Origin of the sequence: Peteryoungia aggregata LMG 23059, assembly GCF_030814435.1 — a bacterium.
Lineage (GTDB): Bacteria > Pseudomonadota > Alphaproteobacteria > Rhizobiales > Rhizobiaceae > Allorhizobium > Allorhizobium aggregatum.
Genome location: NZ_JAUSUW010000004.1, coordinates 24,100 through 38,012 on the forward strand (window position 1 = coordinate 24,100; position 13,913 = coordinate 38,012).

Annotated in this window: 11 protein-coding genes and 1 tRNA gene; 6 read left to right on the forward strand and 6 right to left on the reverse strand. The window is 63.0% G+C overall.

Annotated elements, in window-relative coordinates; translation table 11 throughout:
• Nucleotide 1 precedes the first annotated feature (1 nt).
• A complete protein-coding gene (gene argJ / locus J2045_RS07575) occupies nucleotides 2–1,243 on the reverse strand; it encodes a bifunctional glutamate N-acetyltransferase/amino-acid acetyltransferase ArgJ (protein WP_307371239.1) in 1,242 nt (413 codons plus the stop codon).
• Nucleotides 1,244–1,311: 68 nt separating this feature from the next.
• On the reverse strand, nucleotides 1,312–2,163 hold the full coding sequence (locus tag J2045_RS07580) for a peptidylprolyl isomerase (RefSeq protein ID WP_307371241.1): 852 nt from the start codon (nucleotides 2,161–2,163) through the stop codon (nucleotides 1,312–1,314).
• Nucleotides 2,164–2,408: 245 nt separating this feature from the next.
• On the opposite strand from J2045_RS07580, the gene secA reads away from it, so the two are divergent.
• The 4 genes from secA to J2045_RS07600 all read left to right on the forward strand — a co-directional run bounded on the left by secA (nucleotide 2,409) and on the right by J2045_RS07600 (nucleotide 9,141).
• Nucleotides 2,409–5,105 (forward strand): preprotein translocase subunit SecA, encoded by a 2,697-nt coding sequence (gene secA / locus J2045_RS07585; protein ID WP_307371243.1) that lies wholly within the window; start codon nucleotides 2,409–2,411, stop codon nucleotides 5,103–5,105.
• 109 nt (nucleotides 5,106–5,214) lie between these two features.
• Nucleotides 5,215–6,417: an acyltransferase family protein gene (locus J2045_RS07590; RefSeq protein WP_307371245.1), complete on the forward strand. Its 1,203-nt coding sequence runs from the start codon at nucleotides 5,215–5,217 to the stop codon at nucleotides 6,415–6,417.
• Nucleotides 6,418–6,478: 61 nt separating this feature from the next.
• Nucleotides 6,479–7,873 (forward strand): lipopolysaccharide biosynthesis protein, encoded by a 1,395-nt coding sequence (locus J2045_RS07595; protein WP_307371248.1) that lies wholly within the window; start codon nucleotides 6,479–6,481, stop codon nucleotides 7,871–7,873.
• Nucleotides 7,870–9,141 (forward strand): GNAT family N-acetyltransferase, encoded by a 1,272-nt coding sequence (locus J2045_RS07600; protein ID WP_307371250.1) that lies wholly within the window; start codon nucleotides 7,870–7,872, stop codon nucleotides 9,139–9,141. The genes J2045_RS07595 and J2045_RS07600 overlap by 4 nt, the downstream gene beginning before the upstream one ends.
• A gap of 38 nt (nucleotides 9,142–9,179) precedes the next feature.
• Here the strand turns inward: J2045_RS07600 and J2045_RS07605 are convergent, their stop codons facing one another.
• Both J2045_RS07605 and J2045_RS07610 read right to left on the reverse strand, forming a co-directional pair.
• A complete protein-coding gene (locus J2045_RS07605; RefSeq protein ID WP_307371252.1) occupies nucleotides 9,180–10,814 on the reverse strand; it encodes an AMP-binding protein in 1,635 nt (544 codons plus the stop codon).
• A 194-nt stretch (nucleotides 10,815–11,008) separates the two neighbouring features.
• Nucleotides 11,009–11,506, reverse strand: coding sequence for a hypothetical protein (locus J2045_RS07610; protein ID WP_307371255.1), 498 nt, complete (start codon nucleotides 11,504–11,506; stop codon nucleotides 11,009–11,011).
• 260 nt (nucleotides 11,507–11,766) lie between these two features.
• On the opposite strand from J2045_RS07610, the gene J2045_RS07615 reads away from it, so the two are divergent.
• Both J2045_RS07615 and J2045_RS07620 read left to right on the forward strand, forming a co-directional pair.
• Nucleotides 11,767–11,851: transfer RNA gene (locus J2045_RS07615), tRNA-Leu, on the forward strand.
• A 149-nt stretch (nucleotides 11,852–12,000) separates the two neighbouring features.
• Complete coding sequence (locus J2045_RS07620) at nucleotides 12,001–12,513, forward strand: disulfide bond formation protein B (RefSeq protein ID WP_307371257.1); 513 nt, start codon at nucleotides 12,001–12,003, stop codon at nucleotides 12,511–12,513.
• Nucleotides 12,514–12,579: 66 nt separating this feature from the next.
• Here J2045_RS07620 and J2045_RS07625 read toward each other — a convergent pair whose 3' ends face one another.
• Nucleotides 12,580–13,137 carry an HNH endonuclease gene (locus tag J2045_RS07625; protein WP_166600305.1) on the reverse strand — a complete coding sequence of 186 codons (558 nt, stop codon included), beginning with the start codon at nucleotides 13,135–13,137 and terminating at the stop codon, nucleotides 12,580–12,582.
• A gap of 107 nt (nucleotides 13,138–13,244) precedes the next feature.
• The gene (locus J2045_RS07630; RefSeq protein WP_307371259.1) at nucleotides 13,245–13,889 is read right to left on the reverse strand and encodes a DNA-3-methyladenine glycosylase family protein; all 645 of its coding nucleotides are present in this window, start codon (nucleotides 13,887–13,889) and stop codon (nucleotides 13,245–13,247) included.
• Nucleotides 13,890–13,913 lie beyond the last annotated feature (24 nt).

Sequence of the window (13,913 nt, forward strand, 5' to 3'; positions counted from 1 at the left end):
GTCAGCTCCGATAGTCGCCATTGATGGCGACATATTCCTTGGTCAGGTCGCAGGTCCACACCGTCGCGGTGCCGGAACCCAGGCCAATATCGACGGTAACAGGAATGTCTTCCCGTTCCATAACCGCCGTGGTCGCCTCTTCCGAATAGGCAGGATCGCGCTCGCCATTGACAGCTACGCGCACATCACCAAACCAGATCGCCAGCCGATCGCGATCGGCCATTTCGCCGGACTTGCCGACGGCCATGACGATACGACCCCAGTTGGCGTCTTCGCCGGCAACGGCGGTCTTCACCAAGGGGGAATTTGCGATCGACATCGCGATCTTCTTCGCCGCGAGATCGCTTTCGGCACCCTTGACGGTGATCTCCACCATCTTGCGGGCACCTTCGCCATCGCGCACGACCTGCAGTGCCAGATCCTTGAGCAGGTCATTAAGCGCCGCCCGGAATGCGCCGAGACGCGCATCGTCAGCCCCCTCGATCTTCGCCTGGCCGTCAGCAGCCGCAGCGCCCGTCGCAAACAGCATCAGCGTGTCGGAGGTCGAGGTATCGCTGTCGACGGTGATCGCATTGAAGCTCGGCTCGACGCCTGCCGAAAGCAGCCCCTGCAGGGCATCGGGCGCGATATTGGCATCCGTCACCACGAAGGACAGCATCGTCGCCATGTCGGGCGCGATCATCCCGGCGCCCTTGGCAATCCCATTGATCGTGACGGTCACGCCATCGATCGTGGCGCTGCGCGTCGCGACCTTCGGATAGGTGTCCGTGGTCATGATCGCCTTGGCAGCCTCGAACCAGAAGTCACCGGTCGCGTCCTTCGCCATCTGGTCCAGCACACCGGAAAACTTCGTCGCATCGAGCGGCTCGCCGATGACGCCGGTCGAGGCGAGATAGATCTCGTTTTCGCCGCAGCCCAGCGCCGCCGCAGCCGACTTGGCACTCAGTTCGGTCGCAGCCTTGCCCTTCACGCCGGTAAAGGCATTGGCATTGCCGGAATTGACGACGACACCGCGCGCGACGCCATGCGCCAGGTTCTGCCGGCAGAAATCGACCGGAGCCGATGGGCACTTCGACTTGGTGAACACGCCTGCGACCGCAGCCGGCTGATCGAAGGCCATCAACAGCACATCCGTGCGGTTCTTGTACTTGATACCCGCTGCAGCCGTCGCCATCCGCACTCCGCGGATGACAGGCATGTCGGCATAGGTTTTCGGAGCGAGGGGAGAAATGCTGGAAGACATGGGAAAGGCCCGTAATGGAAGGCCCGCAAACTGCGGGCCTTGTGAAAAACGACAATGCGAGGAAGAGCTTACTGCTGCTCTGCCTTGTTGGCCTCTTCGTAGCCCTTGCGGAGCGCCTCGTCGACAATCTCGATCTTCTGCTCGCTCTTCGCCTTTTCAATAATGGCGAGATACTTGTCGCGCATCACGAGCTGGCGCACCTGCTGCTCGACGGCTTCGAAAGCCGGCGGCGGGGCATCGCGCTTGTCTTCGAGAAGGATGACGTGGAAACCGAACTGGGTCTTGACCGGCGTCTTCGTGTAGGCGCCCTTTTCGAGTGCGAAGGCAGCCTCTTCGAATTCCGGAACCATGCGGCCCTTGGTGAAGTAACCCAGGTCGCCGCCTTCGGTCTTGTTCGGATCCGTCGACTTTTCCTTGGCGATTTCGATGAAGTCCTTGCCGGCATCCAGATCGGTGATGATCTGCTTGGCCTCTTCCTCGGTCTTCACCAGGATATGACGGGCGCGCACTTCTTCCTGCTTCGGAAGCGCTGCGATTTCCTTTTCGTAGCGGGCCTTGACTTCGTCTTCAGTGACGCCGTCAACGACGTTCTTCTTGAAGAAGGTGTTGTGCAGTTCGCGCTCGGCGATGAAAGCCATGCGGCGCTTGTAATCCGCATCGTCCTGCAAACCTTCAGCAGTCGCATTCGCGGCAAGCAGCTTCACGTCGATGGCGCCGGACAGGGCTGCGACCTTCTTCTGCTCGTCCGGAAGCTGGGCCAGCTGCGGGTCGAGATTGGCAATTGCCAGATCGAGTTCGGACTGGGTGATCTCCAGATCACCCACCTTGGCGACCACGGTCGCATCCTGGGCGGAAGCCGCGCCATAGAGGGCCGAGAGGGAAACGCAGGCGGCGAGCACGATTTTATTGAGGCGAAGCATGAAAGACCTTTCGGATGGTGAACCGTTTCAAGACCGTTCGAATCGGGCAAAATATTGTCAGATGCCCGGCGATCGAGGGGATTTGCGACTGGCCTGCGCCGTTGACATCATTCGACCCCCCTCTTATCTGTCACGCAACCTCGCGTCCAGAGTAGTTTCAGGACGCATTGTGCCTATTCGACTGCTCTAATGGTGGTCCGAAAGGTACGTCAACGATATGACGAAGGTCAGAAAGGACCATCGATATGGTCAGTCTTGGTGGACTTGCGCGCAAAATCTTCGGCTCGTCGAACGAGCGTCGCGTGAAATCCTATAACCCGCGGGTTGCTCAGATCGCAGCCCTTGAGGAAAAGGTAAAGGCGCTGACCGACGAACAGCTCGCCGCCAAGACGGCCGAGTTCCGGGCAGAACTGGCCGCCGGCAAGACGCTGGACGATATTCTCGTTCCCGCCTTCGCTGTCGCTCGCGAAGGTGCCCGTCGTGCGCTTGGCATGCGTCCTTTTGACGTACAGCTGATCGGCGCGATGATCCTCAACGACAATTCGATCGCCGAAATGAAGACAGGCGAAGGCAAGACGCTCGTTGCGACGCTCGCCGTCTACCTGAATGCGCTCTCCGGCAAGGGCGTCCACGTCGTCACCGTCAACGACTACCTCGCCCGCCGTGACGCCGCGACCATGGCCAAGATGTACGGCTTCCTCGGCCTCACCACCGGCGTCATCGTTCACGGCCTCAGCGACGATGAGCGCCGCGCGGCCTATGCCTGCGACATCACCTATGCGACGAACAACGAACTCGGCTTCGACTATCTGCGCGACAACATGAAGTATGAGCGCGGCCAGATGGTTCAGCGCGGCCACAACTTCGCGATCGTCGACGAAGTCGACTCCATCCTCGTCGACGAAGCCCGCACGCCGCTGATCATCTCCGGCCCGCTCGACGACCGCTCGGACCTCTACAACACGATCGACGCCTTCATCCCGCTCCTGTCGGACGAAGACTACGAAATCGACGAAAAGCAGCGTTCGGCGAACTTCTCCGAAGTCGGCACCGAGAAGCTCGAAAACCTGCTGCGTGAGGCCGGCCTCCTGAAGGGCGAAAGCCTCTACGACGTCGAAAACGTCGCGATCGTCCACCACATAAACAACGCCCTGAAGGCCCACAAGCTCTTCCAGCGCGACAAGGACTACATCGTCCGCAACAACGAGATCGTCATCATCGACGAGTTCACCGGCCGAATGATGCCGGGCCGTCGTTACTCGGAAGGCCAGCACCAGGCGCTCGAAGCCAAGGAAAAGGTGCAGATCCAGCCCGAGAACCAGACGCTCGCCTCGATCACCTTCCAGAACTATTTCCGCATGTACAAAAAGCTGGCGGGCATGACCGGTACGGCGGCAACCGAAGCGGAAGAATTCGCCAATATCTACGGTCTCGAAGTGGTCGAAGTCCCGACCAACCTGCCGATCAAGCGTATCGACGAGGACGACGAGGTCTACCGGACCTTCGAGGAAAAGTTCAAGGCGATCATCGAAGAGATCAAGGCCGCAAGCGAGCGCAACCAGCCGGTTCTCGTCGGCACCACCTCGATCGAAAAGTCGGAACTGCTCGCCAATATGCTCAGCCAGTCCGGCTTCAAGGACTTCAAGGTCCTGAACGCCCGCTACCATGAGCAGGAAGCCTATATCGTGTCCCAGGCCGGCGTTCCCGGCGCCGTGACCATCGCCACCAACATGGCGGGCCGCGGTACCGACATTCAGCTCGGCGGCAATCTCGACATGCGCCTCGAGCACGAACTGGCCGAGATAGAGCCGGGTCCGGAGCGCGATGCCAAGGCCGATGCCATCAAGGCTGAAATCGCCGCCCTGAAGCAGAAGGCGCTCGAAGCCGGTGGCCTCTACGTCATCGCCACGGAACGCCACGAAAGCCGCCGTATCGACAACCAGCTGCGCGGCCGTTCCGGCCGTCAGGGCGACCCGGGTCGCTCGAAGTTCTACCTGTCGCTCCAGGACGACCTGATGCGCATCTTCGGCTCCGACCGCATGGACGGCATGCTGACGAAGCTCGGTCTGAAGGACGGCGAAGCCATCGTCCATCCGTGGATCAACAAGGCGCTCGAACGCGCCCAGAAGAAGGTCGAAGCCCGCAACTTCGACATCCGCAAGAACCTCCTGAAGTATGACGACGTCATCAACGACCAGCGCAAGGTGATCTTCGAACAGCGCATCGAGCTGATGGACGCGACTGACGTGTCGGCAACGGTCACCGACATGCGCCACGAAGTCATCGAGACCATGGTCGGCATCCATGTTCCGCCGAACGCCTATGCCGAGCAGTGGGATGTCGCCGGCCTCAAGCAGAAGGTCGCGAACACCCTCAACCTCGACCTGCCGGTCGACGTCTGGGCGGCGGAAGAAGGTATCGCCGAAGACGATATCTACAATCGCATCATGGAAGCCGCCGACAAGGCCGCCGCCGACAAGGCCGAGCGCTTCGGCGCAGAGCTGATGGCCTATGTCGAACGCTCGGTCGTTCTGCAGACCATCGACAATCTCTGGCGCGAGCACATCGTCAACCTCGATCATCTGCGCTCGGTCGTCGGCTTCCGCGGCTACGCTCAGCGTGACCCGCTTCAGGAATACAAGGCCGAAGCCTTCGAACTCTTCCAGGCCCTGCTGGCCAACCTGCGCGATGCCGTCACCACGCAGATGTCGCGCGTCGAACTGGTGCGTGAAGCACCGCCGGCCCCGACCCCGCCGCAGATGCAGGCCCATCACATTGATGCAACCACCGGGGAAGACGAACTCGCGGCACCCGCCGATCAGGCTGCCCAGAACCGCAATCCGCTCGAACCAAAGAGCTGGGGCACGGTCGGTCGCAACGAGCCCTGCCCCTGCGGCTCCGGCAAGAAGTACAAGCACTGCCACGGCGCACTGGAAGCCTGATCTTTCAGCTTCCAGGCTTGAGGTTTTTTCAACCTTTCGCTGGCAGCCTCTGACGCATGAGGGGAACCGCGCCACCCGGCCCGGTTCCCCTTTCCTTTGGAGGGTCAGGATGTCGGCTGCGTCAGCACGAGAACATCATTGGGATTCGCTGCGCGCGTTCCTGATGCTTCTCGGCATCCCCTATCACGCTGCCATGGCCTACAATGCACGCGTCCTCTGGGACATCCAGTCGCCCGACAAGAGCGAGTTTCTCACCTTCCTGAGTGGCGTACTGGTGACGTTCCGCATGCCGGCCTTCTTCATCGTCGCCGGCTACTTTGCAGCAATGATGCTGGAAAAACGGCCACCTGCGATGTGGCTCCGTAGCCGTCTGGTCCGCCTCGGCATACCCTTCCTGACCGGCCTTGTCCTGCTCGCGCCGCTGCAGGTCGTCCTCATCGATCTCAACGGCGCGATGACGGGCGTCACGCCGATGGCGGATGCCATCGACCGTGCGGCACGCGACGTCACGCATCCCGGCTTCGGCTGGATCATGCATCTCTGGTTCCTGCCGGCCCTCCTGGCCTATAGCGGGCTGCTGGTGCCGCTCGACCATGTGGCACGGTCTTCGCCTCTCGCGAGAGTGAGGGCAAAGCTCGTCCACGACGGTCTTGTCCCGTCGCATGCGGCGCTTCCGTTGCTGATACTGGCGCTCGCCATCTGGCAGGTGTTGGTCCAACTGTCACAGGCCCGGATGCTCGCGATCGACGGCACGCTGCCCTACCTCATCGCTCACGGCATCGATCCCTATCTCCGCTACCTGCCCTTCTTCCTGGTCGGCGTGCTCATCCGTCGGGTGCCAAGCATCCGGTCCGCACTCGTCTGGCGCGCCGGCTGGAGGATGCCGCTCCTGGCCGGCGCAACCGCCATCCTCGCCTCGCTGCTGCGCGGACGCGATGGCACCAGCCTCGGGATCGCCTACGACGCCGTCGACGGTGCGGCCGCCGTACTCCTCAGTCTGGTCATTCTCGGAATTGCAGAGCGATTCTGGAACCGTCCCAATCCACACGTCGACCGGATCGTCGACGCCTCCTTCAGCATCTACCTGCTGCACCACCCCATCATCTACGGCCTGACAACACTCCTTCTTCTGACGACTTGGCCGCCCGTCGCCGAGTTCCTGCTGGTCTGCCTGGCGACCTTTCTTCTGTCCTACGCCATCCACCGCCTGATCCGTCGGCTGCCGCTCGCCCTGTTCCTGTTCAACGGCGTGCCGATGGCCGCCCGCCAGACGGCGGACAGCCAGGAACGCCGCATCACCACACTTCGTTAACCCTGATCTGTCATCACTGGGAACCATACCCGACCCAGCGAGAAGTATTGCGTCCGTACCGATGACTGTTCTGGAAACAGCGGAAAAATGGTTGCCCGCGGGCCCGCGTCTGGTCCGTGCGCTCCTTGCCGAGGACGAGACGGCCCGCGCCCGGCGCATGGCCGCTATCGCCTTTGCCATCCGCATCGTCAGCGCCGGCATCGCCTTCGTCTCGCAGATCATCCAGGCCCGCCTGATGGGCGAGTTTGAATATGGCATCTTCGTCTTCGTTTGGGTTCTCGTGGTTCTCGCCGGCAATTTCTCCTGCCTCGGCTTCCACACCGCCGTCATCCGCTTCCTGCCGCAATATGATCTCGACCGGGCACAGGCCGAAATCCGCGGCCTCACCTCCACGGCCCGCCTCTTTGCCATGACGAGCGCCAGCATTCTCGCCCTCGTCGGCGTCTCGGCCCTCCACATCTTCGGCGACAGCATCGAGCACTACTACCTCGTGCCCCTGTTCCTCGCCGTCTTTGCCCTGCCGATGATCGCTCTCGGCGACGTGCTCGATGGTACCGCCCGGGCCAATCGCTGGGCTGTCCTGGGACTGAGCCCGACCTACATCATCCGCCCAAGCCTCATCCTCGCCTTCATGCTCGCGGCCGTTGCCTGGGGCGCTCCCGCCACGGCGGTCACCGCCATGCAGGCGGCCCTCGCGGCCACCTATGTCACGACCCTCGGCCAGTTCCTCTTCGTCGACCGCCGCCTTGTGCGTCGCTACGACCGTGGCGACCGCAAGATCGATTTTTCCGCCTGGATCAAGGTCGCACTGCCGATCTTCCTGATCGAGGGCTTCGGCTTCCTGCTCACCAATTCCGACGTGATCGTCGTCGGCCTTTATCTGCCGCCGGATCAGGTCGGTGTCTATTTCGCCGCCGCCAAGACGATGGCGCTGGTGCAATTCGTCTTCTTCGCGGTCAAGGCGGGCGCGACGCCACGCTTTTCCAGCCTGATCGCGGAAGGCGACAGGCAGGGTCTCGCGGGCTTCGCTGGCACCGCCGCGCGCTGGAGCTTCTGGCCCTCGCTCGCCGTCGGCGCCGTGGTGCTGATGCTCGGCGAGCTGCTGCTCGGTCTTTTCGGCTCGGCCTTCACAGCCGGTTACGGGCTGATGGTCATCCTGTTTGCCGGCAACATGGCCAAGGCGCTTGTCGGCCCCGCCGAAATGCTCCTCACAATGGCCGGACGCCAGCAGCTCTGTGTCGCGGTCTATGCCGTGGCGCTGGCCTCCAACATTGCCCTGAACATCACCCTCATCCCGATCTGGGGTCTTGCGGGTGCTGCAACCGCTACCGCCACCGCCATGGCCGTTGAAGCGCTTCTCCTGCACCTTGCCGTGCGCCGCGCGTTTGGCATCGTCGTCTTCGCCTTTGCCGATCCACATGCCCTGACGCCCCGACAGGAGGCCGTCCGCCCATGACCGAACGCATCTACAACGAGAGCATGAACAGCGACGCCAACCGCCTTGTGGGCAGTCTGGCCGGTGCGGCGACAGCCCCCGTCGCGGAAACGGAAATCGCGGTTGGGCGCCCGGGGCGCCATCTGAGCGTCTATCCCGGCCAGATGGGTTACGAACTGCAGGACGAGCTGGAATATCTGACCTACCGCGTCATGGAGGCGAATGTCTTCTTCGCACCGCGCTTCCTCGCCCCCGCAATGCCGCGCCTGGAAGAGCGCCAGGTCCGCTTCGCCGTGATCCGCGACGAGGACGAGCGCCGCTCGCGCCTGCGCATGCTCTTCCCATATTCGATCGAGAAGCCGGGTTTCTCCGTCGGCCCCTCGATCATCCGCGTCTGGGCCAATCCCTTCGGGCCCCTCGGCACACCGCTGGTCGATGCCGAAGGCGCCGCCGAAACCATCGACAACTTGCTTGAGGCCCTGGGACGCCCCGACGCCCGCATGCCCGGCCTGCTTGTGATCCCCGATCTTCGCCTGTCTGGCCGGTTCACCCAGCTCGCCCGTGCCGTCGCCCTTGCGCGCGACCTGCCGCTGACCGTCACCAACGAATACCAGCGTCCAATGCTGGAGAGCTACGAGGATGGCGACACCTATCTCAGCGCTGCGCTGAACAAGAACCACCTGCGCGAAATGCGCCGCCAGTTCCGGCTATTGTCCGAGCAGGGGACCGTGACCTATGCCGTCGCCCGCCAGCCGGAGGAGATCCGCCAGCGCATGGAGGAATTCCTGGCGCTGGAAGCGAGCGGCTGGAAGGGGCGCAAACGCTCCGCCATGGTCAACGACCGCCTGCGCGCCGCCTTTGCCCGCGAGGCGATCACCAATCTTGCGGAAGCCGACGCGGTGCGCATCCATACGCTTGACCTCGACGGCCGCGCCATTGCGTCAATGGTCGTCTTCATCATGGCGGGAGAGGCCTATACCTGGAAAACGGCCTATGACGAGCGTTATGCCCGCTTCTCGCCCGGAAAGCTGTTGATGGCAGACCTGACCGAATGGCACCTCGACGACGCCAACATCCAGCGGACCGACAGCTGCGCCGTGCCGGACCATCCGATCATGAGCCGCTTCTGGAGGGAACGCGAGGCGATGGGCACCCTGGTGATCGGCCTGAAACCCAATGCAGACCGCGACGTCCGCCAGGTCGGCGCCCAGCTGCACATGTATCGCAACACCCGCAACATCGCCCGCATCCTGCGTGACAAGGTCCTGAACCGCCGCTTCGGCGGTTAACCCCCGTCCCGACAGAGCGTCCGCGTCACAGCGCCGGCTCAGCTCGCCTTGGCGATCTCCTGGTCGCGCAAAAGCCGGCGAATGACCTTGCCGCTGGTGGTCAGCGGCAATTCGGCGACAAACTCGACCTCGCGCGGATATTCGTGCATCGAGAGGCGGGTCTTCACCCAGTCACGGATCTCGACAGCGAGGGATGGCCGCGGCGCATACCCCTCCTGCAACACCACGAAGGCCTTGACGATCTCGGTTCTCAGCGCGTCGGGCTTGCCGATGACAGCCGCCAACCGCACAGCCGGATGGCCGATCAGGCAGTCCTCGATCTCCGCCGGTCCGATTCTGTAGCCGGAAGACGTGATCACGTCGTCGTCACGACCGAAGAACTGCACATAGCCGTCCTCGTCCTGCCGTCCGAGATCACCGGTCTTCATCCAGCCGCCGACGAATTTGTCTTCGGTCGCCCTGTCGTTGTTCCAGTAACCGAGGAACATCACCGGGTCGGGACGCCGGATCGCCACCTGCCCTGTTTCGCCGACAGGCACCTCACGCCCCCGGTCGTCGATGATCGCGACTTCATGCCCCGGCACGGCCTTGCCGATGAAACCGCCCTTGGTGACGCCGAGATGCGCCGCCGACGACAGGACGAAATTGCACTCCGTCTGGCCATAGAATTCATTCGGGACGATGCCGAGCGCCGACTTCACCCATTCATAGGTCTCGCGCCCGAGGGACTCGCCCGCCGAACCGATGCTCCGCAGAACGAGGTCATAGGCCTCGCGCGGCTTCTCGACCGCCTTGAGCAGCCGAAGCGCCGTCGGTGGAATGAAGGCATTGCGCACCTTCATCTCGGCCATGATCCGGAAGGCCATGTGCGGATCGAATTTCTGCGCCGGCGACGATACGACCGGCACGCCGAGCATCAGCGCCGGCAGGAGCGCGTTCAACAGACCGCCCGCCCACGCCCAGTCCGAGGGCGTCCAGACCTTGTCGCCGGGCAGCGGCAGATAATCATGCGCCAGCTGGAAACCGGGAATGTGACCCGCCAGGACCCGGTGGCCGTGCAGCGCACCCTTGGGCGGCCCCGTGGTTCCGGAGGTGTAGATCATCAACGCTGGTGTATCGGGCCCGCTCTCGGCGATCGCGAAGACTTGAGGCCTGCCCTCGATCAGGGCGCGAAACCCTGTCACATCAGGGCCGGTGCCCTCGATGGAGATCACTGTTTCCAGGGCCGGCAGCCGTGCCTTGATCGTCTTCAGCCGTTGCAGGCCGAAGCCGTTCGTCACGATCACCCGGGCACCAGCGTCGCGCAGGCGATATTCCAGCGCCTCTTCGCCGAAGAGCAGCGCGAGCGGCAACGCGATGGCGCCCATCTTGTAAATCGCAACATGCGCAATAACAGTCTCGAAACATTGCGGCAGAAGCAGCGCCACACGGTCGCCCGACAAAACGCCAAGGCTTTGCAGACCATGGGCGAAGGCCGAAGACTGGGCGGCGAGTTCACCGTAAGTCATCGAAAGATGTCGGCCATCCGGCGAGAAATGCTGAAGGCAGATGCGCTCCGGCGCCCTGGCAGCCCAGTCATCGGACACAACCCGTCCGATGTTGAAATCGGCGGGGATGTCCCAATGGAAATCGCGGCGAAGCGCCTCGAAGGTGTCGCGCGGCTCAAGCAGCATGGCGCAGTGTCCGGATCGTCATGCTGTAAGTGCTAACATCCATCTCGCAGACGCACAACAACCGGCTCTATTGACCGTAAACGACCGGCAAACAGGAAGACGATGTCGCAGGGCTCTGGCCAGCATCCATGTGCGCACTGTGAGGCGCCGACGGACCAACTCGTCACAAGCCCGCCCCGCCACAAACTACGACATCAGCCCTTCGCCTGTGCGACTTCCGCACGCATCAAGGCAACCAGCGCCTTCAACTCTCCGGCACGCACCATCTGCGCCGGCGTGCGTCCGCCAAAGGCCTCCAGATGCTGGCCGCGATACCATTTTTCGGCTGTTTCCTTGGCGCCGAGCCGCTTGACGGCGAGTGCCAGCACCAGAGCCTTGGCCTCCGCCGCAGAGACTGTGCCAGCCTCGATCGCGGCATCTACACGCGCGACGGCCGACTGGACAGACTGCTGCTTCAGCTTCTGCCGCATGGCAGCCACCTGCGGGGCGACGGGCGCCACGATATTGACCTTGGCCTTGCCGTCGACAGCAGCAGCAGGGGCGGCGACCACAGGGGCGCCGGCCTTGCCCTTGCCCTTGCCCTTGCCCCGGCCGACCGCTGGCTGAACCGGCGCCTTCGGCAGGAGCCCGACATCGACGACCACCTGCTTGACGGGTTGAGCGATACGAATCTTTTTGCCGGTGGATGTCATGCGTCTTGCCTTCCGAGGAACTGAAATGGTCCGGGCGACCGGCCGGAACGGCCCGCACGACATGTCATGCAGCCCTGCCCCTTCCCCTAGCATTCCGGCAAGGGCGCTTCAACTCGCTTGGTCCGCGTCCGGCTATCCGCAGTCTCACGGACACCCTCGCCGCAACAGTCACAGGCACGCCGCCACCAAAGGCAAACAGGACACCAAACCCTCTTGCACCCGCGACGCAGCCCATGGTAAGCCGCGAACATCCAGACCGTGCCCCATTGGCGGAACTGGTAGACGCGCTCGACTCAAAATCGAGTTCCGAAAGGAGTGCTGGTTCGATTCCGGCATGGGGCACCATCTCTCGTCTTCGCATTCGTCAATTCATCACGCACACGTGCGCCCATCCGCCGAGCCGGCGCGGATTTACACATCTTCGCAAACGCAATAGAACCCGGCCTGTCCGGCCCTGACGCCGGCGATGTGCAATCAGCCGCAGGCCAGATCTCATGCTCGCAATTCTCAATCGCCACCCCGACCGCGCTGCGGCCGTTTTCGTCACCTTCGGCATGGCGATCGTCGTCGGCTCCGCGCTCGGTTTCGAGCATATCGGCGGCTACATTCCCTGCGCGCTCTGCCTGATGCAGCGCAATCCCTATTACATCGGCATCGGCGTCGGCTTCCTGGCCGTGCTGTCTGCCGTCTTCCGCCTACCGCCTGTTGTCACGAAGACCCTGCTGATCGCGGTTGCGATCCTGATGCTCGTCGGCATGGGGCTGGGCATCTATCATTCCGGCGTCGAGTGGAAGTTCTGGGAAGGCCCCTCCACCTGCACGATCGGAACCACCGGCGGCGATACGCCGGTCAACGTGCTGGATGCCCTGAACGCCACCAAGGCGCCCTCCTGCACCGAAGCGACGCTTCGTGTGCTTGGCCTCTCGTTTGCCGGCTGGAACGTGCTGACAAGTGCGGCACTGGCCGCCATCGCGTTCTGGGGCGCGCTTAGAAAGCCCAGCATCTGAGCCAGCCCAAGGTCTGAGATGGCGGCGACGCAGAAGGCGCCGCCGAGGATGAAACGAGCCGAAGCCTTACGGCTGCAATTCGGTATCCCAGTAGAGATAGTCCATCCAGCTTTCATGCAGGTAGTTCGGCGGGAAGAGCCGGCCGTTGTTGTGCAGATCCTGCACCGTCGGGCGATAGGGCTTCTGGTGCGGGAACATTTGCGCCTGCTTCGGCAACTTCGATCCCTTGCGCAGGTTGCATGGCGAACAGGCTGCCACGACGTTTTCCCAGGTCGTCTCGCCGCCATGGGCGCGCGGGGTGACGTGGTCGAAGGTCAGATCATCAGGCGAACCGCAATACTGGCATTCGAACTTGTCGCGCAGGAAGACATTGAAGCGGGTGAAGGCCGGGTTCCGGGTCGGCTGAACATAGGTCTTGAGGCTGACCACGCTTGGCAGCCGCATCGAGAAACTCGGCGAGCAGACCGAGTGATCATATTCCGCGATGATGTTCACACGGTCGAGGAAGACCGCCTTGATCGCGTCCTGCCAGGACCAGAGCGACAAGGGATAATAACTCAGTGGCCGGTAGTCGGCATTCAGGACGAGCGCCGGCAGGGCCTGGGGAGAAACTGCAATCGTCAAGGCGTACTCCTGATCGATTCGGCATCTGCCCTTCTATATTAGGTCCGTTGTTACAGCATTGTGAAGCCTGAATTTTCAGGTGAGCCCGCGACCTCTCGGCACGCCCCTCAGCGAGGCAAGGCAGTGCGGCCGGTGATGCGGGCGTAATGCGCCCAGAACAGCCGCGCGGCGACCGATCGGACGGGCGCCCAGGCTTCGGCAAGCTCCGCCACGAGCTCAGGTGCGGGGCGCTCGCCGGCGAAGAAAACATCTCCCACCGAGATCCTGAGCGCCACGTCGCCGACCGGAAAAATATCGGGATGGCCACCGCAGAACATCAGGTAGACCTCCGCCGTCCAGGGGCCGACACCCTTGAGGCCGGTCAGCGCCGCAATCGCAGCCTCGGCGGGCATGTCCGTCAATTCGTCGAGCCGGAAGGGGCCACCGAGATCCGCCTTGGCGGCCGCTTCCAGCGCCTGCGCCTTGCCGCGCGACAGACCGAAAGTGCCAATGAGTTCCGGACCGAGCGCGAGATAATCTTCCGCCAGTGGCCGGTTGCCCAAGACCGCCGTCATCCGCCGCCAGATCGCGTCCGCACTTGCCCGCGACACCATCTGCGAGACAATGATCGAGGCGAGCCCCGCAAAGCCGGGTGCGGAAAGCCGGAGCGGCAGCGGACGGCACAGCTCTGCTATCGGAGAGAGCCGGGGATCTCGCGTCAGCAAAAGGGAAAGCCCCGCAGCGAGGTCGGCCTCGCATCGGATCGTCGTCAAATCCGTCCCCTTTTCCTCATGCCA

Coding starts and splice junctions, on each gene's coding strand:
- J2045_RS07580 (WP_307371241.1), bottom strand. CDS start 2,163: ATGCTTCGCCTCAATAAAATCGTGCTCGCCGCCTGCGTTTCCCTCTCG.
- J2045_RS07595 (WP_307371248.1), top strand. CDS start 6,479: ATGACTGTTCTGGAAACAGCGGAAAAATGGTTGCCCGCGGGCCCGCGT.
- J2045_RS07590 (WP_307371245.1), top strand. CDS start 5,215: ATGTCGGCTGCGTCAGCACGAGAACATCATTGGGATTCGCTGCGCGCG.
- J2045_RS07600 (WP_307371250.1), top strand. CDS start 7,870: ATGACCGAACGCATCTACAACGAGAGCATGAACAGCGACGCCAACCGC.
- J2045_RS07605 (WP_307371252.1), bottom strand. CDS start 10,814: ATGCTGCTTGAGCCGCGCGACACCTTCGAGGCGCTTCGCCGCGATTTC.
- secA (WP_307371243.1), top strand. CDS start 2,409: ATGGTCAGTCTTGGTGGACTTGCGCGCAAAATCTTCGGCTCGTCGAAC.
- J2045_RS07620 (WP_307371257.1), top strand. CDS start 12,001: ATGCTCGCAATTCTCAATCGCCACCCCGACCGCGCTGCGGCCGTTTTC.
- J2045_RS07610 (WP_307371255.1), bottom strand. CDS start 11,506: ATGACATCCACCGGCAAAAAGATTCGTATCGCTCAACCCGTCAAGCAG.
- argJ (WP_307371239.1), bottom strand. CDS start 1,243: ATGTCTTCCAGCATTTCTCCCCTCGCTCCGAAAACCTATGCCGACATG.